Source organism: Pseudomonas sp. 32_A (assembly GCF_017490905.1).
Lineage (GTDB): Bacteria > Pseudomonadota > Gammaproteobacteria > Pseudomonadales > Pseudomonadaceae > Aquipseudomonas > Aquipseudomonas inefficax.
Genome location: NZ_JAFGYI010000036.1, coordinates 40,100 through 59,638, shown reverse-complemented (window position 1 = coordinate 59,638; position 19,539 = coordinate 40,100). Strand labels below are relative to the sequence as shown.

Sequence of the window (19,539 nt, the reverse complement as noted above, 5' to 3'; positions counted from 1 at the left end):
CAAGCTCCCGTCATCCGCTCGACTTGCATGTGTTAGGCCTGCCGCCAGCGTTCAATCTGAGCCATGATCAAACTCTTCAGTTCAATACTGCTTGGGTTTTTAAGAAACCCTAAACTTGGCTCAGCAACCTCAAATGACTATGTGATTTCTCGCATGGTCACTTGTGATGCTGATAATCTTTTTGACTATCAGTCCATACTCACAAGCACCCACACGAATTGCTTGATTCGATTTGTTAAAGAGCGTTTGGTTAAGAGCTTTTCGTCTCAACCGAGGCGCGCATTCTACACCTTCCTCATTTGCTGTCAAGCGTTTATTTTGAAGTTTTTTGCGAGAAACTCGTTTAGCTTCAAACACTTGACTCGCCGCGATCTCTCGTAGCGGGAGGCGAATCATACAGCGTTTAAAAGCGCTGTCAACCATCATCTCAACCGCTTTTGATCATTCGATCGTAGCGCTTCCTGCTTCTTCTTGACTACTTAACTCGTTGATTAACAAGGAGTTTTTCGTTCCGATGTCGCTGGAAGTGGGGCGCATTATAAGGGGATTCGGAGGGGCGTCAACCTTTAATTTCATATATTTGAAATATTCCAGGCGAAGACCTTATCGAGGCCACCAGGTGCTCGCAGGCGCCAGAAAACCCAAGGCAGGCAGATCTCAAAACCAATGCCATCCCAAGACAGGCCCATAACCCCCACCTGACACCCGCTACAGCAACAACCAAAACCCAAACCCCAAAAACAAAGCGGGGAGGCCTACCGGCCTCCCCGCTTCTATATAGCTACACCCCAAGACAATCACTCAGCCTTCAAGGTTACCCGCGCAAAGGATTTCTTGCCCGCCTGGCACACATGGGTGGCACCCAGCGCAAACATGAAGTCACGATCAACCACTGCGCCATCAACCTTGACCGCACCGCCGCTCAGCAAATCCCGCGCCTGAGCCGAGTTCTTCACCAGGCCAGCCCGGTTCAGCACGGCAGCAATCGGCAGGCTTTCCGCCGCAGCCACTTCAACTTCCGGCAGGTCTTCCGGCAGCTCGCCTTCCTTCATACGGTTGCCCGCGGCACGGTGAGCGTTGGCCGCGGCCTCCTCGCCATGGAAGCGCGCGACGATTTCTTCCGCCAGCTTGATCTTGATGTCGCGCGGGTTGGCACCATTGGCGACATCGGCACGGAACTGCTCGATCTCGTCCATCGAACGGAAGCTCAGCAGCTCGAAGTAGCGCCACATCAGGGTATCCGGGATCGACACCAGCTTGCTGTACATCACCCCCGGCGCTTCCTGGATACCTACATAGTTGCCCAGCGACTTGGACATCTTCTTCACGCCGTCGAGCCCTTCGAGCAGCGGCATGGTCACGATGTTCTGCGCTTCCTGGCCATAGGCGCGCTGCAGTTCCCGCCCCATCAGCAGGTTGAATTTCTGGTCAGTACCACCCAGCTCGACATCAGCCTTCAGCGCCACCGAGTCATAGCCCTGCACCAGCGGGTACAGGAATTCGTGTATGGCAATAGGCTGGTTGGTGGTGTAGCGCTTGTCGAAGTCATCACGCTCCAGCATGCGCGCCACGGTGTACTGCGACGCCAGGCGAATGAAGTCGGCCGGGGTCAGCTTGTCCATCCAGGTGGAGTTGAACGCAACCTCGGTCTTGGCCGGGTCGAGGATCTTGAACACCTGCTGTTTGTAGGTCTCGGCGTTTTCCAGCACCTGCTCGCGGGTCAACGGCGGGCGAGTGGCGCTCTTGCCGCTCGGGTCGCCGATCATGCCGGTGAAGTCACCGATCAGGAAGATGACCTGGTGCCCCAGGTCCTGGAACTGGCGCAGCTTGTTGATCAGCACCGTGTGCCCAAGGTGCAGGTCGGGGGCGGTCGGGTCGAAGCCGGCCTTGATGCGCAGAGGCTGGCCGCGCTTGAGCTTCTCCACCAGTTCCGACTCGACCAGTACTTCTTCCGCACCGCGCTTGATAAGCGCCAGCTGCTCTTCAACCGACTTCATAGACAAACCCGCAAGGCTCAGATTCAGGGGGAGCCAACCATACAAGATCGGCCGTCAATTACAAGTTTCGCAAAGGAATGTGACCCGAACACGGGCTTCCGGCGTCTACGCGCCCTTGCGTGAAAATGGATTTGGTTATATTTTATACAGTTATTTCATCTTCATCATGTCATTCATCTTTTCCATTTCACCTTTTTCAAAGTCACCTTGCCCATGACCAACGAACCGCCTAAAGCGCCCCCGCTTTATCCGAAAAGCCATCTGTTGGCCGCCAGCGGCATCGCCGCCCTGCTCAGCCTGGCCCTGCTGGTGTTCCCTTCCAGCGAAGTGGAAGCCAAGAAAACCACCCTCAACCTCGAGCTGGAGAGCCCTGCCGAACAGTTGAAGGACGAATCCCGCGCTGCCCCCCTGGTGCAGGCAGAAGGTGAGCAAAGCTCGCCATTCGCCCAGATAGAGGATGCAGCCCCCGAAACCCAGAAGGCCGAACAGGAAGCCCCTGGCGCCGCGCCGGTCGTCGAAGCCACCAAGGAACCCAGCCACCGCGAAGTCACCGTGGCTCGTGGTGACACCCTGTCCACTCTGTTCGCCAAGGTCGGCCTGCCAAGCAATGCGGTGCACGACCTGTTGGCCAGCAACAAGCAGGCCAAGCAGTTCAGCCAGCTCAAGCATGGCCAGGTGCTGCAGTTCGAACTCGACAAGGACGGCCAGCTGGCCAGCCTGCACAGCAAGGTCAGCAACCTCGAAACCATTCGCCTGACCAAGACCGACAAGGGCTACACCTTCAATCGCGAAATCAGCAAGCCGGTAGTGCGTACCGCCTACGCCCACGGCGTGATCAAAAGCTCGCTGTCAGCTTCGGCCCAGCGCGCCGGCCTGTCCCACAGCATGACCATGGACATGGCACGCGTGCTGGGTTACGACATCGATTTCGCCCAGGACATTCGTCCGGGCGATGAATTCGATGTGGTCTACGAGCAGAAGGTGATGGACGGCAAGGTCGTCGGCACAGGCAACATCCTGTCCGCGCGCTTCACCAACCGCGGCAAGACCTACACCGCCGTGCGCTATACCAACAAGCAGGGCAACACCAGCTACTACACCGCCGATGGCAACAGCCTGCGCAAGGCCTTCATCCGCACCCCGGTCGACTTCGCCCGCATCAGCTCGCGCTTTTCCGCCGGCCGCAAGCACCCGATCCTGAACAAGATCCGCGCCCACAAAGGCGTCGACTATGCCGCCCCACGCGGCACTCCGATCAAGGCAGCCGGTGACGGCCGCATCGAGCTGGCCGGGCGTCGCGGTGGTTACGGCAACACCGTGATCATCCAGCATGGCAACCGCTACAAGACGCTGTACGGCCACATGCAGGGCTTTGCCAAGGGCATCAAGACCGGCAGCTCGGTCAAGCAGGGCCAGATCATCGGCTACATCGGCACCACCGGCCTGTCCACCGGCCCGCACCTGCACTACGAGTTCCAGGTCAACGGTGTGCACGTCGACCCGCTAAGCCAGAAAGTGCCGATGGCCGACCCGATAGCCAGGAACGAGCGCCAGCGTTTCCTGCAGCAGAGCCAGCCCCTGATCGCCCGCATGGATCAGGAAAAGGCCACCCTGCTCGCAGCGAACAAGCGTTAATCCAATGGCGCTCTACCTGGGAGTGATGTCCGGCACCAGCCTCGATGGCGTGGACATTGCCTTGATCAAGCAAGGCGAGCAGCTAGAACTGCTCGCCACCCACTACCTGCCGATGCCCGGCGACCTGCGCCAGGAGCTGCTGAGCCTTTGCAGCAGCGGCCCTGACGAGATCGCCCGCGCCGCACTGGCAGAAAACCGCTGGGCCAGCCTGGCAGGCGAAGGTATCCGCCAACTGCTGGTCAGGCAGGGGCTGCAGGCCGAAGCCATCCGCGCCATCGGCAGCCACGGCCAGACCATCCGCCACGAGCCTGCACGCGGTTTTACCGTGCAGATCGGCAACCCGGCGCTGCTGGCCGAGCTTACCGGTATCAGCGTGGTCGCCGACTTCCGCCGTCGCGATGTGGCCGCCGGTGGGCAAGGTGCACCCCTGGTGCCGGCCTTCCATGAAACCCTGTTCAGCCACTTGGGCCAACGCCTGGCCATTCTCAATGTGGGTGGTTTCAGCAACCTCAGCCTGATCGAACACGACAAGCCGGTCCATGGCTTCGACTGCGGTCCGGGCAACGTGCTGCTGGATGCCTGGGTCGAACGCAAGCGCGGCCAGGCCTACGATGCGGATGGGGCTTGGGCTGCCTCGGGCGTGGTGCAGGCCGACTTGCTCGACGCATTGCTGGCCGACCCGTTCTTCGCCGGCAGCGGCCCGAAGAGCACCGGCCGCGAAGTGTTCAACCTCCCCTGGCTGGATGGTCACCTGGCCCGCCTGCCCGCTTACCGCGACGAGGACGTACAGGCTACCTTGCTGGAACTGACCGCACGCAGCATCATCGACTCGTTGAGCAACGCCCAGCAAGGCACCGAAGCGCTGCTGGTTTGCGGTGGCGGTGCGCGCAACGGCGCCCTGATGACGCGCCTCAGCCAGTTGCTGCCCGACACCCGTGTCGCCAGCACCGGCGCCCATGGCGTGGACCCGGACTGGGTCGAAGCCATGGCTTTCGCCTGGCTGGCCCACTGCTGCCTGGAGGGCATAGCCGCCAACCGCCCAAGCGTGACAGCGGCCAAGGGCCTGCGCGTACTCGGCGCAATCTACCCGGCCTGAACTAAGCCAGAAAGCAAAACGCCGCGCAATTGCACGGCGTTTTCGTATGGCCAGGCCTCAGATCGAGAACGAGGAACCGCAGCCACAGGTAGTAGCAGCGTTCGGGTTCTTGATCACGAAGCGCGAGCCTTCCAGGCCTTCCTGGTAATCCACTTCGGCACCGGCCAGGTACTGGAAGCTCATCGGGTCGACCACAAGGGAAACACCCTCGCGCTCGACGATGGTGTCGTCTTCAGCCACGTCTTCATCGAAGGTGAAGCCATACTGGAAGCCCGAGCAACCGCCACCGGTGACGAACACGCGCAGTTTCAGACGATCGTTGCCTTCTTCGGAAACCAGGTTCTTCACCTTTTGCGCAGCGCCGTGGGTGAATTCCAAAGCGGTAGGGGTGAAGGTTTCGACGCTCATGTTGATTCTCCCGGCGTGGTAGCCGCCATAAAACTCGATGACGCGCATTATCCGCTTTCCCGAGAAAATCGGTCAAGAATTGTGCGGCTTTAGTCGCGACATACAAAAAGGCCCGCACGACGCGGGCCTTTTCGAACGCTGGCTGCTTACGGCAGCAGGCCCGCGTGGGAGAGGCCCATGCGCTCGTCCAGGCCAAACAGGATGTTGAGGTTCTGCACCGCCTGGCCAGACGCGCCCTTGACCAGGTTGTCGATCACCGACAGCACCACCACCAAGTCGCCACCCTGCGGGCGATGAACGGCAATACGGCAGACGTTGGCACCGCGCACGCTGCGGGTTTCCGGATGGCTGCCAGCTGGCATCACATCGACGAACGGTTCAGCGGCATAGCGTTTCTCGAACAGCGCCTGCAGGTCGATCGAAGTGTCGGCAACGGTAGCGTACAGGGTGGCGTGGATGCCACGGATCATTGGCGTCAGGTGCGGCACGAAAGTCAGGCCGATATCCTTGCCAGCGGCCAGGCGCAAGCCCTGGCTGATTTCCGGCAGGTGGCGATGGCCCTTCACTGCGTACGCTTTCATGCTTTCGCCGGCTTCGCAGAACAGCGAGCCCACCGCCGCACCACGGCCAGCACCGCTGACACCCGACTTGCAGTCGGCGATCAGGCGCGACGGGTCGGCCAGGCCAGCTTCCAGCAGCGGCAGGAAGCCCAGTTGGGTGGCGGTCGGGTAGCAACCTGGAACAGCAATCAGGCGCGCCTGGCGAATCTTCTCGCGGTTGACTTCAGGCAGGCCGTATACCGCGTCCTTGAGCAGCTCTGGCGCACCGTGCGGCTGGCCGTACCACTTGCCCCACTCGGCGGCGTCCTGCAAGCGGAAGTCGGCAGACAGGTCGATCACCTTGGTACCCGCCGCCAGCAGCTCGCCGGCCAGGGCGTGGGCAACACCGTGCGGGGTGGCGAAGAACACCACATCGCAGGCGGCCAAGGTCTTGCTATCTGGCACGCTGAACGCCAGCCCGTCATAGTGGCCGCGCAGGTTCGGGTACATGTCCGCCACCGCAACGCCCGCCTCGGAGCGCGAAGTGATGACCGCCACTTCGGCCTGTGGATGCTGTGCCAGCAGACGCAACAGTTCGACGCCGGTGTAACCCGTGCCGCCGACGATACCGACCTTGATCATAACGCTTGCCCCTTATCAACGAGCCGTCTGGAAAGCGCACGATAATAGGGGCGCAAGGCGCCTGTAACAACTCTTCGGGTGACCCTTCGGGCGCTTGACCACTACTATCTGACGACCGTGAATCCCTGAAGGAACTCCCCCCATGCTTTACCTATGGATCAAAGCGCTGCATATCGTCAGCGTGGTCTGCTGGTTCGCCGGCCTGTTCTACCTGCCGCGGTTGTTCGTCTACCACGCCCAGAGCCAGGACAGCATCAGCCAGGACCGCTTCGTGACCATGGAACGCAAGCTGTACCGCGGCATCATGAACCCGGCAATGATCGCCACCTACGTGTTCGGCGCCTGGATGCTCTATCTCAACCCGGGCTGGCTGAGTCAGGGCTGGCTGCATGCCAAGCTGACCCTGGTCATCCTGCTGACCGGCTACCATCACGTGTGCGGCGCCCAGCGCAAGCGCTTCGCCAGCGGTAGCAACACCCGCAGCCACGTCTACTATCGCTGGTTCAACGAAGTGCCCGTGCTGTTCCTGCTGGGTATCGTAATTCTGGTGGTGGTCAAACCGTTCTGACATAGCCACCCGCTCAAGGAGCCTTGCCATGTCGTTACCTGCCTCCCTCGAACAACGCCTGCGCCTGCCCGTGGTTGCCGCACCGATGTTCCTGATCTCCAACCCCAGGCTGGTTCTGGCTTGCTGCTCCAGCGGCGTGGTCGGCAGCTTCCCGGCCCTCAACCAGCGCGACAGCGCCGGCTTCAAGGCCTGGTTAGAGGAAATCGAGGCGGGCCTGGCGCAACTGCAGGCGCCAGCGCCCTATGCCGTCAACCTGATCGTCCACCCGACCAACCCGCGCCTGCAGGCCGACCTGGCGTTGTGCGTGGAGCACCGCGTACCAATCGTCATCACCAGCCTCGGCGCGGTGAAGGAAGTGGTCGATGCCGTGCATGGCTACGGCGGCCTGGTGTTCCATGATGTCACCACCCGCCGCCATGCCGAGAAAGCCGCCGAAGCCGGTGTCGACGGCCTGATCGCCGTCGCCGCAGGAGCAGGCGGCCATGCCGGCACCTGGAGCCCGTTCGCCCTGGCCGCGGAAATTCGTCAGTTCTTCGACAAGACCTTGCTGCTGGCCGGCTGCCTCAACCACGGCCACGAGATCCTCGCCGCGCAAATGCTGGGGGCGGATCTTGCGTACATGGGCACCCGCTTCATCGCCACCGCAGAAAGCCAGGCTACGGGCGCCTACAAGCAGATGCTGCTCGATTCCCATGCCGCCGACATCATTCACACCCCGGCGGTGTCCGGCGTCCCTGCCAGCTTCCTGCGCCCGAGCCTGGAGCAGGCTGGCTACGACATGGAAGCCCTGAAGGGAGGCCACGAGCAAGGCAAACTCAAGCCGATCGACGACGAAGCCAAGGCCTGGAAGACCGTGTGGTCGGCGGGCCAGGGCGTCGGCGGTATCGACGACCTGCCCAGCGCCAGCGCGCTGATCGAGCGGCTGCATCACGAGTACCGGGACGCCCTGGAACGCTGTCAGGCCCTGCGCACCCGTACCCCGTAGCAAAAGGCAACACCTTGCCTGGCCAAGCTGTACACTAGGCGCCCTCTTCAGCCCCCAGGAGCCTTGCATGACCCGTTACGCCATGATCACTGGTGCTTCCAGCGGCCTGGGCCTGGCCCTGGCGGAAGCCCTGGCGCGGCGCGGGCGCAACCTGATCCTGGTGGCACGCCAGCGTGAAACGCTGGAGCCGGTGGCCATCGAATTGACCCAACGTTTCGGGGTGGAGGTGCTGTTCCGTGCCTGCGACCTCAGCCAACCGTTGCGCCTGTCGGGCTTCGTGCTGGAACTGGAAGAAGGCGAGCGGCGCATCGACCTGCTGGTCAATTGTGCCGGCCTGCGCACCTACGGGCCATTCCTGGCCCATGAGTGGGCCGACGAGCAGGACCTGCTGGAAGTCAACGTGCTGGCCCTGAGCCGCCTGTGCCACGCCATCGGCAACCTGATGGCCGTGCAGGGCGGCGGGCAAATCCTCAATGTCGCCGGCCTGGCCGGGGTGGCGCCTGGCCCGTGGATGGCCGCCTATTCCGCCAGCAAGGCCTATGTGCTGAGCTTCTCCCAGGCCTTGCGCGAAGAACTCAAACGCACCGGCATCAAGGTCTCGGTACTGTGCCCCGGCCCGGTGCGTTCCTCGCGCCGGCGCATTCCACGGCTGGATGGCAAGCCGCGCTGCCTCAGCCCTGAGGAGGTGGCCCTGTATACCGTGCGCGCGCTGGACAAGAACCGCGCACTTATCCTGCCCGGCCGGCGCAACCGTTGGCTGGCGTTCGCCCCACGCCTGCTGCCGCGTTGGCTGGTGCGCAAGCTGGCCGGGGCCATCCACCGCCGCTATTGCCCGGTCGGCATGGAATAGCTACTGGGCGAGCGGCGCCCGGCTGAGTACACTCGGCCCGACCCTCACCATGGAGCAAGTGCTGTGGACGATTTATTCATCAAGATCATCAACCGGGAAATCCCGGCGAAGATCATCTACGAAGACGACCAGGTCCTGGCGTTCCACGATATCGCCCCCCAGGCGCCCGTGCATTTTCTGGTCATCCCGAAAAAGCACATCCGCACCCTCAATGACTTGACCGAAGAAGACAAAGGCCTGGCTGGCCACATCTTGTTCACCGCCCAGCGCCTGGCCAAGGAACTTGGCTGCGAGGACGGCTTCCGCGTGGTCATGAACTGTAACGAGCAAGGCGGCCAGACCGTCTACCACATCCACATGCACGTGCTTGGCCAGCGCCAGATGCACTGGCCGCCGGGCTGATCCACGGCAAGCGACCCTGCCACTATTGCGGTAAACTGTCGGGCACATTCTTGCGGAGGTGCCCGATGGCTACCGAACGTCACTACTCGCCGCTTGACCGCTTGTTGCTGCAGGCCGATACGGCCATGCGTACCTTGCTGCCCTTCAGCGGCCAACCCGCCCGCCCATCGCCGGCCATCGTCCAGCCGGACGTCGACCTGGACGAACAACAGGCCCGCCATGTTGCCGGGCTGATGCGTATCAACCACACCGGTGAAGTCTGCGCCCAGGCGCTGTACCAAGGCCAGGCCCTGACCGCCAAGCTGCCCGAAGTGCGCAAGGCCATGGAGCACGCCGCCGAGGAAGAAGTGGACCACCTGGCCTGGTGCGAACAGCGTATTCGCCAGCTGAACAGCCACCCCAGCGTGCTCAACCCATTGTTCTACGGCATGTCGTTCGGCATCGGCGCACTCGCCGGGCTGGTCAGCGACAAGGTCAGCCTGGGCTTCGTCGCCGCTACCGAGCACCAGGTGTGCAAGCACCTCGACGAACACCTGGAGCAGATCCCGCAGGAAGACGAAAAGTCCCGGGCCATCCTCGAACAGATGCGCGTCGATGAGGAGCAACACGCCGAGTCCGCACTGGAAGCCGGCGGCTATCGTTTCCCTGCCCCTGTCCGCTTTGGCATGAGCCTGTTGGCCAAGGTCATGACCAAGAGCACCTACCGTATCTGAAGGCATCGCCATGACGGACCGTTTCGACGCCAAGGACCTGGCGCGCGCCGTGCAAGCCGGCATTCTCCAGCCGGGCCAGGACCAGGCCCTGCTGGCCTTCCTGCGCCAGCAACCAGCACAACGTGGTAGCTTCCAGCTGGCCCATGTCGCCTTTTACTTTGGCGCCATGCTGATCATGGCTGCAATGGGCTGGTTGCTCACCGAAGCCTGGATGCGCATCGGCGACTGGGCGCTGCTGGTCATCGCCAGCCTCTATTTCCTTTTGCTCACGCTGTTCGCCGTTAACCTGCAACGGCGCGCACAACCCGTCGCGGCCGGGGTACTGGCGGCGGTCGCGGTCAGCATCGTGCCGCTGGTGGTATTCGCCATCGAACGGCTGGCCGGCTGGTGGCCGATGGATGATGCGCAGGCCGACTACCACCAGTACTACACCTACGTGCAGGGCGGCTGGCTGGCAATGGAAGCGGCCACGGTGCTCGCCGGGTTGCTGATGCTGAGGTTGATTCCCTACCCGTTCATCGTCATGCCGATTGCCGTGGCTTTGTGGTTCATGTCGATGGACCTGAGCGAATGGTTCTTCGGTTCGCCATTCAGCTGGGAGCAACGCCGCGAGGTTTCGTTGTGGTTCGGGCTGGGGTTGCTTGTAGTATTCCTGGTGGTGGACGGGCGCACTCGCGACGATTACGCCCGCTGGGGTTACCTGGCCGGGTTGGCGGCATTCTGGGGTGGGCTGACGCTGATGGACAGCGGCAGTGAGCTGGGCAAGGCCCTGTACTGCCTGATCAACATTGCCCTGATGGGCATGGCGGTGCTGCTGCGCCGGCCGGTGTTCATGGTGTTCGGGGCGTTGGGCGTGGCGGCTTACCTGGGGTACCTGTCGTACGAGGTATTTGCCGAGTCGCTGCTGTTCCCAGTGGTGGTAACCCTGATCGGACTGGGGGTTATCGGGTTAGGGCTGGTTTACCAGAAGCGGCGAGAGCGGTTGAGCCGGGTGATGCGTGGATACTTGCCAGGATGGGTGAGGGCCGCACTGCCGGCGCTTCGCAGCTGAAATTGCCAGGGCCGTATGTGGGAGCGGGTTTACCCGCGAACACCGGCGCAGCCGGTGCCACCCACCGCGTCGCCTGCTTCGCGGGTAAACCCGCTCCCACATGGGCTGCGCAGCAGCCCAACAATCATGGCTTTAACCCAGTTCTACGATTTCATGGCCGTGGGTAATCTCAACCCCGGCACGCTCGAGCATGATCGAAGCCGAGCAATATTTCTCCGCCGACAGCTCTACCGCACGCTTGACTTGGGCCTCCTTCAGCCCACGCCCCTTCACCACGAAGTTCATGTGGATCTTGGTAAACACCTTCGGGTCTTCGCTGGCACGCTCGGCCTCCAGGAACGCCTCGCAGCTTTCCACCGCCTGGCGGGACTTCTTCAGAATGCTGACCACATCAAAGCTGCTGCAGCCCCCCAGGCCCAGCAACAGCATTTCCATCGGGCGCACGCCCAGGTTGCGGCCGCCGGCCTCGGGCGGGCCGTCCATCACGACGACATGGCCGCTCCCCGATTCGCCGAGGAACATCGCCTCACCGGCCCACTGGATACGTGCCTTCATCTACCCGGACTCCTGATTTATGGAAAAGGGTGTCAGCTTAGACCTTGTGCGGCTGTGGGAAAAGTACGAGTCGTGTCGGTTTAGTACCGAAACATCCTGTAGTGTCTGATAAGCTGGCGCCAAATGACTGGCGCGCACCGCCAGCCAACCTTTATAAAAAAGCCTATGCGTCATATCGAACAGGATTTCGTGATGGTTGCTTCTGCCCTACCCGCCAAGATCAAGAACATCGACAAGCTGCTGGTGCACTGCCAGCGCCGTCGCTATACCGCCAAAAGCAATATCATCTGCGCCGGCGACCGGGCCGAGACACTGTCGTTCATCATCAAGGGCTCGGTCACCATTCTCATCGAGGACGACAACGGCCATGAAATGATCATCGCCTACCTGAACAGTGGCGACTTCTTCGGCGAGCTGGGCCTGTTCGAACCGGCCGAAGGCGATCAGCAACGCAGTGCCTGGGTGCGCGCCAAGACCGAATGCGAAGTAGCCGAAATCAGTTATGAGAAGTTTCGCGAACTGGCGCGCCAGGACCCGGAAATCCTCTACGCCCTGGGCAGCCAGATGGCCCAGCGCCTGCGCAACACCACGCGCAAGGTCGGCGACCTGGCGTTCTTCGACGTTACCGGGCGTGTCGCCCGTTGCCTGCTGGAGCTGTGCAAGCAACCCGACGCCATGACCCACCCCGATGGCATGCAGATCAAGATCACTCGTCAGGAAATCGGCCGCATCGTCGGTTGCTCGCGGGAAATGGTCGGCCGCGTCCTCAAGGACCTTGAAGAACGCAGCCTGGTGCAGGTCAAAGGCAAGACCATGGTGGTCTACGGTACCCGCTAGTCCTTGGGCAGGTCAGCCAGCACCGTGGCATAGGCCTGCGACAGCCGCTCGAACCATGGGGCCGCGGGCGCTACCTCATGCAGGGCGATGTGCGCATCGGCGCGGCAGCGCTGTTCCAGGTCGCAGCACTCGTTGAAACGGTTGACCGCCGCCACCATCGATTCACGCTCGTTGTCCAGCAGCAGCGCACCGTGCACCAGCACCACCGGGCGCTTGCCGCCCAGCCCTTGGCGCCAGCGTTGGGCAGTGCCCACCAGCTTGCGGCCATTAAGGTTGACGTTATAGCGACCATCGCAGAAAGCGCCGTCGATTTCGCCCACCGACGCCACCCCACCCCACTCGCGCAGCACATCGCACAGCGGCAGGCACAAGCGCTCGTAGGCATTTTCGATACGGCCGTGATCGCCTTCGCTGCGGGGGGCTACATAGACCAGGGCGACGTTCACCGTGGCGTGTGACTGCGGCACCGGTTCGCCGCCGGTTTCACGCAGCAGCACCGGCCAGCCGGCAATTGCCAGCTCCGCGCAGGCGGCTTCGAAATTGTCCAGGCGGCTCATGCGCCGGGGCATGACCAGTGCGTGGTCGGTCGGGCGCCAGAACAGCACGCCACTGTCGCGTTCGCCGCGGCAGACAGCGGCCAGCAGTTCCTGTTCTGCGTGCAGGCCTTGTTCGACGGTCAGGGCCAGGGGGTGATCGGTCATTGATCCACCTTTGATATTGTTTTCGAGGGCCTCTTCGCGGGTGAACCCGCTCCCACAGGATAACCACGGTGTTCAAGACCTGTGGAGTACCCGCGAATGGGACCATGGCAGGAGTACAAAAAAGCCGGCAATAACGCCGGCTTCATTTGATCAGTCCAGTTGCTGAACAGTCTTCTTCACCTGTTCCGGGAAGAACAACCGCTGCAGTTCCAGCCCTGGCTGCTCGGCGCGCATGAACGCCTCACCCACCAGGAACGAATAGACTTCGTTGATCGTCATGAGCTCCACATCGGCCCGGTTCAAGATGCCGCTCTCGGTAATCGCCAGGCGATCACGCGGAATACGTGGCAGCAGGTCGAGGGTGGTTTCCAGGCTGACCTCGAAGGTGTGCAGGTTGCGGTTGTTCACCCCCACCAGCGGGGTATCCAGGGTTTTCAACGCGCGCTCCAGTTCATCGCCGTCGTGCACTTCCACCAGCACGTCGAGGCCGACATCCTTGGCCGTAGCCGCCAGTTCGGCCATTTTCACATCATCCAGCGCCGACACGATCAGCAACACACAGTCCGCGCCCAGGGCCCGGGCCTCGACGATCTGGTACGGGTCAACCATGAAGTCCTTGCGGATCACCGGCAGCGACACCGCCGCACGGGCCTGCTGCAGGTACTCGTCGGCGCCCTGGAAGTAATCCACATCGGTCAGCACCGACAGGCAAGTTGCCCCGCCCTTCTCGTAGCTGACGGCGATTTCCGCCGGCACGAAATGGTCGCGAATCACGCCCTTGCTCGGCGACGCCTTCTTGATTTCGGCAATTACCGCCGGCTGCTTGCGCGCAGCTTGCTCGATCAGGGCCTTGGCAAAGCCACGCGGAGCGTCGGCAGCCTTGGCCAGGCCCTCCAGTTCGGCGAGGCTGACGCGCGCGCTGCGCTCGGCCACTTCCTGAAACTTGCGGGCAATGATCCTTTCCAGCACCGTCGGCACACTCATGCTTCGTTCTCCACCTTGAATACTGCAGTAAAGGCACCCAGCTCCTGCAGCTTCTCCCAGGCCAGCCCGGTGTGCAGTACGTCGTGGGCCAGTTCCACACCGGCTTTCAGGCTCATGGCATGGTCAGCGGCATACAGCGCCGCGCTCGCATTGAGCACGATCATCTCGGCAGCCTTCTGGCCGTTTTCGGTCTTGCGCCGGCCCAACGCATCGCGGATCAGCTCCAGCGACGCCTGCGGGTTCTCGACGGCCAGGCCGTGCAAGCTCTGGCTCTTCATGCCGAGGTCTTCCGGCTCTACCCAGTATTCGGTGATCTCGCCATTCTTCAATTCGGCGACAAAGGTAGGCGCAGCCAGGCTGAACTCGTCCAGGCCGTCCTTCGAGTGCACCACCAATACATGCTTGCTGCCCAGGCGCTGCAGCACCTCGGCCAGCGGGCGGCACAGGGCCTGGGCGAACACGCCGACCACCTGGTGCTTCACCCCGGCCGGATTCGTAAGCGGGCCGAGCATGTTGAACAGGGTACGCAGCCCCAGGTCGCGACGCGGGCCGGCAGCGTGCTTCATGGCCGAATGATGGCTTTGCGCGAACATGAAGCCGATGCCCAGGCTATCGATGCAGCGGGCCACCTGGGTTGGCGTCAGGTTAAGGTAAATGCCGGCGGCTTCCAGCAGGTCGGCACTGCCGCTCTTGCCCGACACCGCGCGGTTGCCATGCTTGGCAACGGTGCAACCCGCCGCCGCCAGGACGAACGACGAGGCGGTGGACACGTTGAAGATGTTGGCGCCATCACCGCCGGTACCGACGATATCGACCACGCCATCGAGGCTTTGCAGTTCGACCTTTTCGGCCAGCTCGCGCATTACCGACACCGCACCAACGATCTCGTCGATGCTTTCGCTCTTCATGCGCATGCCCATCAGGAAGGCGCCGATCTGCGCTTCGCTGCACTGGCCGGTCATGATCTGGCGCATGACGTCGCGCATTTCTTCGGTTGAAAGGTCCAGTTGGCCGACGATACGGCTCAACGCGCTCTTGATATCCATGTTCGATCCTTAGCGGCGGCCGCCGGTCTGCTTGAGGAAGTTGGCGAACAGTTCGTGGCCCTGTTCGGTCAGGATCGACTCGGGATGGAATTGCACCCCTTCGATATTCAGCGTCTTGTGGCGCAGGCCCATGATCTCGTCGACCGAACCGTCAGCATGGGCGGTCCAGGCGGTCACTTCCAGGCACTCTGGCAAGGTTTCGCGCTTTACCACCAAGGAGTGGTAACGGGTCACGGTCAAAGGGTTGTTGAGGCCAGCGAACACGCCCAGGTCACGATGATGTACCGGGCTGGTCTTGCCGTGCATCACCTGGCGGGCACGAACCACATCACCGCCAAAGGCCTGGCCGATGGACTGATGGCCCAGGCATACACCGAGAATCGGCAGCTTGCCGGCAAAGTGCAGGATGGCCTCGATGGATACGCCCGCCTCGCTCGGCGTGCATGGGCCAGGGGACACGACGATGCGCTCGGGGGCGAGGGCTTCGATCTGGGCGATGGTCATTTCGTCATTGCGAATGACCTTTACCTCGGCACCCAGCTCGCCAAGGTACTGAACGACGTTGTAAGTGAATGAGTCGTAATTGTCGATCATCAGTAACATCGGGTTAAACCTCTTGAATCTACTGACTTCAGAATTCGAACCTTTCTGCACCAGCCAACAGGCGCGGCTTTGCCACAAGGGGCGGTAGACAGGAAGGCAAACGGGGGCGGGCCGGACGGGCCGGCAGGGGATAAAGTCAGGCGCGCCAACGCCAACGGGCGTGGGCCTTGATTACGCGCATCAAGAGTTTGCTGACGATCAACACAGGATAGGTCTCGCTCATACGTCCCGGCACAGTAGCCTACCGGCGCGGCGGGCGCAATATGCCCGTAAACACGGGGAAACGAATGGACTTGGGAGGGATGCACCGCGATTTGCTAAGGTCGATCGGGCAATCCTTCATAAATACAAGGAAAAGGATGTTCACCGATGCGAAAAGCACCATTCCTGCGCTTTACCCTCGCCTCACTGGCGCTGGCCTGCAGCCAGGCGTTCGCGGCACCGTCGCCCTACTCCAGCATGATCGTGTTCGGCGACAGCCTCAGCGACTCGGGGCAGTTTGGCGGCATACGTTTCACCAACCGCGATGCCAATGGCAATTATGCGCCCGTGTCACCCATGATCCTGGGCGGACGACTGGGCGTGAACCCGGCTGAACTTGGCCCCTCCACCTCGCCGATCAACCCCATCCTTGGGGTGCCTGATGGCAACAACTGGGCAGTTGGCGGTTACACCACCCAGCAGATTCTGGATTCGATCACCACCACCTCCGAAACCATCATCCCACCAGGGCGCCCCGGGGCCGGGCTGGTACTGCGTGACAGACCGGGCTACCTGGCCAACGGCCTGCGTGCCGACCCCAACGCACTGTACTACCTGACCGGCGGCGGCAACGACTTCCTGCAAGGCCTGGTCAACAGCCCGGCCGACGCCGTGGCCGCCGGTTCCCGCCTGGCCGCCAGCGCGCAGGCCCTGCAGCAAGGCGGCGCCCGCTACATCATGGTCTGGCTGCTGCCCGACCTCGGGCAAACACCGAACTTCAGCGGTACACCGCAACAAGACCCGCTATCGCTGCTATCCGGCGCGTTCAACCAGTCGCTGCTCAGCCAGCTGGGGCAGATCGATGCCGAAATCATTCCGCTTAATATCCCCGTGCTGCTGAGCGAGGCATTGGCCAGCCCCGAGCAGTTCGGCCTGGCCAGCGGCCAGAACCTGGTCGGCACCTGCTACAGCGGTGAGGGATGCGTGGAAAACCCGGAGTATGGTGCCAACGGCGCCACGCCGGACCCGACCAAGCTGCTGTTCAACGACTCGGTGCACCCGACCATCGCCGGCCAGCAATTGATCGCCGATTACGCCTACTCGATCCTTTCCGCCCCATGGGAACTGACGCTGCTGCCCGAAATGGCCCACGCCAGCGTACGCGCCCACCAGGACGAACTGCGCAACCAGTGGCAGACACCCTGGCAGGCGGTGGGCCAGTGGCAAGCCTTTGTCGCCAGCGGCGCCCAAGACCTGGATTACGACGGCCAACGCAGCGCGGCCAGCGGTGACGGCCGGGGCTACAACCTGACCCTGGGCGGCAGCTACCGCCTGAATGACGCCTGGCGCCTGGGCCTGGCCGGCGGCGTGTACCGGCAGAAGCTGGAAGCCGGCGAGCAGGACTCGGACTACAAGCTGGACAGCTACCTTGCCAGCGTCTTCGCCCAATACCGCCAGGACCGCTGGTGGGCCGACGCGGCGCTGACCGCCGGGCACCTGGACTACAGCGACCTCAAGCGCACCTTCGCCCTTGGCGTGAACGACCGCAGCGAAAAGGGTGATACCGATGGCGAAGCCTGGGCGATGTCGGGGCGGCTGGGCTACAACCTGGCGGCCGAGAGCAGCAGCTGGCAGCTGGCGCCGTTCATCAGCGCCGACTATGCGCGGGTGAAGGTGGATGGCTATGACGAGAAAAGCGGGCGCTCGACGGCGCTGGGCTTCGATGATCAGGAACGTACATCACGCCGTTTGGGCGTGGGATTGCTGGGCAGTGTGCAGGTGCTGCCGAGTACCCGACTGTTCGCCGAAGTGGCGCAGGAGCATGAGTTCGAGGATGACCAGCAGGATGTGACGATGCACCTGACCAGCCTGCCGGCGAATGACTTCACCCTGACTGGGTATACGCCGCACAGCGACCTGACCCGGGCGAGCCTGGGGGTCAACCATGAAGTGGTGGCGGGGGTGCATTTGCGCGGTAACTACAACTGGCGCAAGAGTGATGAGTTGACGCAGCAGGGGGTGAGTTTGGGGGTTAGTGTGGACTTCTGAATCTTGGGGCCGCTTTGCGGCCCATCGCGACACAAGGCCGCTCCTACAGGGGAATGCGATTGCCGAAAAAAAAGCGATCCCCTGTAGGAGCGGCCTTGTGTCGCGATGGGCTGCACAGCAGCCCCAATCAATTTATTTGGCGGAAGTCTGCTCAGCCAGCGCCACCGCGCGGAACATCGCCCGGCGCTTGTTGATGGTCTCTTCCCACTCCAGCGCCGGCACCGAGTCGGCGACGATGCCGCCCCCGGCCTGCACATGCAGTTCACCGTCCTTGATCACCGCAGTACGGATGGCAATCGCGGTATCCATGTTGCCGTTCCACGCGAAGTAACCGACGGCACCGCCGTAAACCCCACGCTTGACCGGCTCCAGCTCGTCGATGATCTCCATCGCACGAATCTTCGGCGCACCCGACAAGGTACCGGCCGGCAGGATCGCCCGCAGTGCGTCCATCGCCGTCAGCCCTTCGCGCAGCTGGCCGGTGACGTTGGACACAATGTGCATCACGTTGGAGTAACGCTCGATTACCATCTTCTCGGTCAGGCGCACGCTGCCGGTCGAGGACACGCGCCCGACGTCGTTACGGCCCAGGTCGATCAGCATCAGGTGCTCGGCAATTTCCTTGTCATCCGACAGCAGGTCGTCTTCCAGCGCGCGGTCGGCCTCTTCGGTAGCACCACGCGGGCGGGTGCCGGCAATCGGGCGAACGGTGACCAGGTTGTCCTCGACGCGCACCAGCACCTCGGGCGAGCTGCCGACCACATGAAAATCGCCAAAATTGAAGAAGTACATGTACGGCGTCGGGTTGAAGCAGCGCAGCGCGCGGTACAGGTCGATTGGCGCAGCCTTGAAGTCGATCGACATGCGCTGCGACGGCACCACCTGCATGCAGTCACCGGCCAGGATGTATTCCTTGATACGGCCGACAGCGTTCTCGTAATCCTCGCGGGTATAGCTGGAGCGGAATTCCGGCTCGGCAGCCTGCGGGCCACTCAGGTCCAGGCCACGGCGTGGGGTGATCGGCTGACGCAGGGTTTCCAACAGGCCTTGCAGGCGTGCCTGGCCCTGTTCGAAAGCCTGCTCTTCAGCTGGGTCGACCAACACGATCGCGTGCATCTTGCCCGCCAGGTTGTCGAACACCACCACTGCATCGGACACCATCAACAGGATATCCGGCACACCCAGCGGGTCCGGGTTGGGGCTGGCGCCCAGGCGTTTTTCCACATAGCGCACGCAGTCGTAGCCGAAGTAGCCGACCAGGCCGCCGTTGAAGCGCGGCAGGCCAGGGATATCGGCGACCTTGTAACGGTCCTTGAAGGTTTCGACGAAGGCCAGCGGGTCTTCGACGTCGTGGCTTTCCACCTCAACGCCATCCTGCAGGATGCTGACGTGGTAACCGTGCACACGCATCACGGTACGCGACGGCAGGCCGATCATCGAGTAACGGCCCCACTTCTCGCCGCCCTGCACCGATTCGAGCAGATACGAGTTGGGCTGGTCGGCCAGTTTCAGGTAGATCGACAGCGGCGTGTCGAAGTCGGCCAGGGTTTCGCAGGCCAGGGGAATGCGGTTGTAGCCGGCAGCGGCCAGGCGCAGGAATTCTTCGCGGGTCATGGGTAGCCTCGTGGCAAGCAGCAATAGGTCAGGCAAACGGACGGGCCGGCACGCGCCGGCAGG

19 protein-coding genes and 1 rRNA gene are annotated in these 19,539 nt (G+C 62.5%); 10 read left to right on the top strand and 10 right to left on the bottom strand.

Going from position 1 to position 19,539, the window contains the following annotated elements:
• Both J5M58_RS20020 and tyrS read right to left on the bottom strand, forming a co-directional pair.
• Nucleotides 1-83: ribosomal RNA gene (locus J5M58_RS20020) — 16S ribosomal RNA — on the bottom strand; the annotation flags it as partial.
• 714 nt (nucleotides 84-797) lie between these two features.
• The gene (gene tyrS / locus J5M58_RS20015) at nucleotides 798-1,997 is read right to left on the bottom strand and encodes a tyrosine--tRNA ligase (RefSeq protein WP_112251597.1); all 1,200 of its coding nucleotides are present in this window, start codon (nucleotides 1,995-1,997) and stop codon (nucleotides 798-800) included.
• A gap of 213 nt (nucleotides 1,998-2,210) precedes the next feature.
• Here tyrS and J5M58_RS20010 point away from each other — a divergent pair, with 213 nt between their 5' ends.
• Entirely contained in the window at nucleotides 2,211-3,632 is a 1,422-nt protein-coding gene (locus J5M58_RS20010; RefSeq protein WP_112251595.1) for a peptidoglycan DD-metalloendopeptidase family protein, read from the top strand.
• A gap of 4 nt (nucleotides 3,633-3,636) precedes the next feature.
• Nucleotides 3,637-4,728 carry an anhydro-N-acetylmuramic acid kinase gene (locus J5M58_RS20005; protein ID WP_112251593.1) on the top strand — a complete coding sequence of 364 codons (1,092 nt, stop codon included), beginning with the start codon at nucleotides 3,637-3,639 and terminating at the stop codon, nucleotides 4,726-4,728.
• 57 nt (nucleotides 4,729-4,785) lie between these two features.
• On the opposite strand, the gene erpA is transcribed toward J5M58_RS20005, so the two are convergent.
• Both erpA and argC read right to left on the bottom strand, forming a co-directional pair.
• On the bottom strand, nucleotides 4,786-5,136 hold the full coding sequence (gene erpA, locus J5M58_RS20000) for an iron-sulfur cluster insertion protein ErpA (protein WP_015268740.1): 351 nt from the start codon (nucleotides 5,134-5,136) through the stop codon (nucleotides 4,786-4,788).
• A gap of 146 nt (nucleotides 5,137-5,282) precedes the next feature.
• Nucleotides 5,283-6,317, bottom strand: coding sequence for an N-acetyl-gamma-glutamyl-phosphate reductase (gene argC / locus J5M58_RS19995; RefSeq protein WP_112251591.1), 1,035 nt, complete (start codon nucleotides 6,315-6,317; stop codon nucleotides 5,283-5,285).
• A 142-nt stretch (nucleotides 6,318-6,459) separates the two neighbouring features.
• Between argC and hemJ the strand changes: the two genes are divergently transcribed.
• The 6 genes from hemJ to J5M58_RS19965 all read left to right on the top strand — a co-directional run bounded on the left by hemJ (nucleotide 6,460) and on the right by J5M58_RS19965 (nucleotide 10,886).
• Nucleotides 6,460-6,885 carry a protoporphyrinogen oxidase HemJ gene (hemJ, locus tag J5M58_RS19990; protein WP_112251589.1) on the top strand — a complete coding sequence of 142 codons (426 nt, stop codon included), beginning with the start codon at nucleotides 6,460-6,462 and terminating at the stop codon, nucleotides 6,883-6,885.
• A gap of 28 nt (nucleotides 6,886-6,913) precedes the next feature.
• Nucleotides 6,914-7,870, top strand: a complete 957-nt coding sequence (locus J5M58_RS19985; RefSeq protein WP_207879302.1) for a nitronate monooxygenase family protein — start codon at nucleotides 6,914-6,916, stop codon at nucleotides 7,868-7,870.
• A gap of 67 nt (nucleotides 7,871-7,937) precedes the next feature.
• Complete coding sequence (locus J5M58_RS19980; protein WP_112251585.1) at nucleotides 7,938-8,720, top strand: SDR family oxidoreductase; 783 nt, start codon at nucleotides 7,938-7,940, stop codon at nucleotides 8,718-8,720.
• A 63-nt stretch (nucleotides 8,721-8,783) separates the two neighbouring features.
• Nucleotides 8,784-9,122, top strand: coding sequence for a histidine triad nucleotide-binding protein (locus tag J5M58_RS19975; RefSeq protein ID WP_012316537.1), 339 nt, complete (start codon nucleotides 8,784-8,786; stop codon nucleotides 9,120-9,122).
• Nucleotides 9,123-9,187: 65 nt separating this feature from the next.
• Complete coding sequence (coq7, locus tag J5M58_RS19970) at nucleotides 9,188-9,835, top strand: 2-polyprenyl-3-methyl-6-methoxy-1,4-benzoquinone monooxygenase (RefSeq protein ID WP_003258825.1); 648 nt, start codon at nucleotides 9,188-9,190, stop codon at nucleotides 9,833-9,835.
• A gap of 10 nt (nucleotides 9,836-9,845) precedes the next feature.
• Nucleotides 9,846-10,886 (top strand): DUF2157 domain-containing protein, encoded by a 1,041-nt coding sequence (locus tag J5M58_RS19965; RefSeq protein WP_207879300.1) that lies wholly within the window; start codon nucleotides 9,846-9,848, stop codon nucleotides 10,884-10,886.
• 132 nt (nucleotides 10,887-11,018) lie between these two features.
• On the opposite strand, the gene J5M58_RS19960 is transcribed toward J5M58_RS19965, so the two are convergent.
• On the bottom strand, nucleotides 11,019-11,441 hold the full coding sequence (locus J5M58_RS19960) for an OsmC family protein (RefSeq protein WP_112251581.1): 423 nt from the start codon (nucleotides 11,439-11,441) through the stop codon (nucleotides 11,019-11,021).
• A gap of 192 nt (nucleotides 11,442-11,633) precedes the next feature.
• Between J5M58_RS19960 and crp the strand changes: the two genes are divergently transcribed.
• Entirely contained in the window at nucleotides 11,634-12,278 is a 645-nt protein-coding gene (gene crp / locus J5M58_RS19955; RefSeq protein WP_112251579.1) for a cAMP-activated global transcriptional regulator CRP, read from the top strand.
• Here crp and J5M58_RS19950 read toward each other — a convergent pair.
• From J5M58_RS19950 to J5M58_RS19935, 4 genes are all read right to left on the bottom strand, one after another.
• The gene (locus J5M58_RS19950; RefSeq protein WP_207879298.1) at nucleotides 12,275-12,979 is read right to left on the bottom strand and encodes a lipoate--protein ligase family protein; all 705 of its coding nucleotides are present in this window, start codon (nucleotides 12,977-12,979) and stop codon (nucleotides 12,275-12,277) included. The two genes, crp and J5M58_RS19950, sit on opposite strands and share 4 nt — an antisense overlap.
• A gap of 150 nt (nucleotides 12,980-13,129) precedes the next feature.
• A complete protein-coding gene (gene trpC, locus J5M58_RS19945; protein WP_133970108.1) occupies nucleotides 13,130-13,963 on the bottom strand; it encodes an indole-3-glycerol phosphate synthase TrpC in 834 nt (277 codons plus the stop codon).
• Nucleotides 13,960-15,009 (bottom strand): anthranilate phosphoribosyltransferase, encoded by a 1,050-nt coding sequence (gene trpD, locus J5M58_RS19940; protein ID WP_207879296.1) that lies wholly within the window; start codon nucleotides 15,007-15,009, stop codon nucleotides 13,960-13,962. The genes trpC and trpD overlap by 4 nt, the downstream gene beginning before the upstream one ends.
• A gap of 9 nt (nucleotides 15,010-15,018) precedes the next feature.
• Entirely contained in the window at nucleotides 15,019-15,612 is a 594-nt protein-coding gene (locus J5M58_RS19935; RefSeq protein ID WP_112251573.1) for an aminodeoxychorismate/anthranilate synthase component II, read from the bottom strand.
• Nucleotides 15,613-15,981: 369 nt separating this feature from the next.
• Between J5M58_RS19935 and estP the strand changes: the two genes are divergently transcribed.
• The gene (gene estP / locus J5M58_RS19930) at nucleotides 15,982-17,862 is read left to right on the top strand and encodes an esterase EstP (RefSeq protein ID WP_112251571.1); all 1,881 of its coding nucleotides are present in this window, start codon (nucleotides 15,982-15,984) and stop codon (nucleotides 17,860-17,862) included.
• 132 nt (nucleotides 17,863-17,994) lie between these two features.
• Here estP and trpE read toward each other — a convergent pair whose 3' ends face one another.
• Nucleotides 17,995-19,476, bottom strand: a complete 1,482-nt coding sequence (trpE, locus tag J5M58_RS19925) for an anthranilate synthase component I (RefSeq protein ID WP_013970606.1) — start codon at nucleotides 19,474-19,476, stop codon at nucleotides 17,995-17,997.
• Between the last annotated feature and the right edge of the window lie 63 nt (nucleotides 19,477-19,539).

Bases quoted from the DNA above. Each gene is read 5' to 3' on its own strand.
- tyrS (WP_112251597.1), bottom strand. From the start codon at position 1,997: ATGAAGTCGGTTGAAGAGCAGCTGGCGCTTATCAAGCGCGGTGCGGAA.
- J5M58_RS20010 (WP_112251595.1), top strand. From the start codon at position 2,211: ATGACCAACGAACCGCCTAAAGCGCCCCCGCTTTATCCGAAAAGCCAT.
- J5M58_RS20005 (WP_112251593.1), top strand. From the start codon at position 3,637: ATGGCGCTCTACCTGGGAGTGATGTCCGGCACCAGCCTCGATGGCGTG.
- erpA (WP_015268740.1), bottom strand. From the start codon at position 5,136: ATGAGCGTCGAAACCTTCACCCCTACCGCTTTGGAATTCACCCACGGC.
- argC (WP_112251591.1), bottom strand. From the start codon at position 6,317: ATGATCAAGGTCGGTATCGTCGGCGGCACGGGTTACACCGGCGTCGAA.
- hemJ (WP_112251589.1), top strand. From the start codon at position 6,460: ATGCTTTACCTATGGATCAAAGCGCTGCATATCGTCAGCGTGGTCTGC.
- J5M58_RS19985 (WP_207879302.1), top strand. From the start codon at position 6,914: ATGTCGTTACCTGCCTCCCTCGAACAACGCCTGCGCCTGCCCGTGGTT.
- J5M58_RS19980 (WP_112251585.1), top strand. From the start codon at position 7,938: ATGACCCGTTACGCCATGATCACTGGTGCTTCCAGCGGCCTGGGCCTG.
- coq7 (WP_003258825.1), top strand. From the start codon at position 9,188: ATGGCTACCGAACGTCACTACTCGCCGCTTGACCGCTTGTTGCTGCAG.
- J5M58_RS19965 (WP_207879300.1), top strand. From the start codon at position 9,846: ATGACGGACCGTTTCGACGCCAAGGACCTGGCGCGCGCCGTGCAAGCC.
- J5M58_RS19960 (WP_112251581.1), bottom strand. From the start codon at position 11,441: ATGAAGGCACGTATCCAGTGGGCCGGTGAGGCGATGTTCCTCGGCGAA.
- crp (WP_112251579.1), top strand. From the start codon at position 11,634: ATGGTTGCTTCTGCCCTACCCGCCAAGATCAAGAACATCGACAAGCTG.
- J5M58_RS19950 (WP_207879298.1), bottom strand. From the start codon at position 12,979: ATGACCGATCACCCCCTGGCCCTGACCGTCGAACAAGGCCTGCACGCA.
- trpC (WP_133970108.1), bottom strand. From the start codon at position 13,963: ATGAGTGTGCCGACGGTGCTGGAAAGGATCATTGCCCGCAAGTTTCAG.
- trpD (WP_207879296.1), bottom strand. From the start codon at position 15,009: ATGGATATCAAGAGCGCGTTGAGCCGTATCGTCGGCCAACTGGACCTT.
- J5M58_RS19935 (WP_112251573.1), bottom strand. From the start codon at position 15,612: ATGTTACTGATGATCGACAATTACGACTCATTCACTTACAACGTCGTT.
- estP (WP_112251571.1), top strand. From the start codon at position 15,982: ATGCGAAAAGCACCATTCCTGCGCTTTACCCTCGCCTCACTGGCGCTG.
- trpE (WP_013970606.1), bottom strand. From the start codon at position 19,476: ATGACCCGCGAAGAATTCCTGCGCCTGGCCGCTGCCGGCTACAACCGC.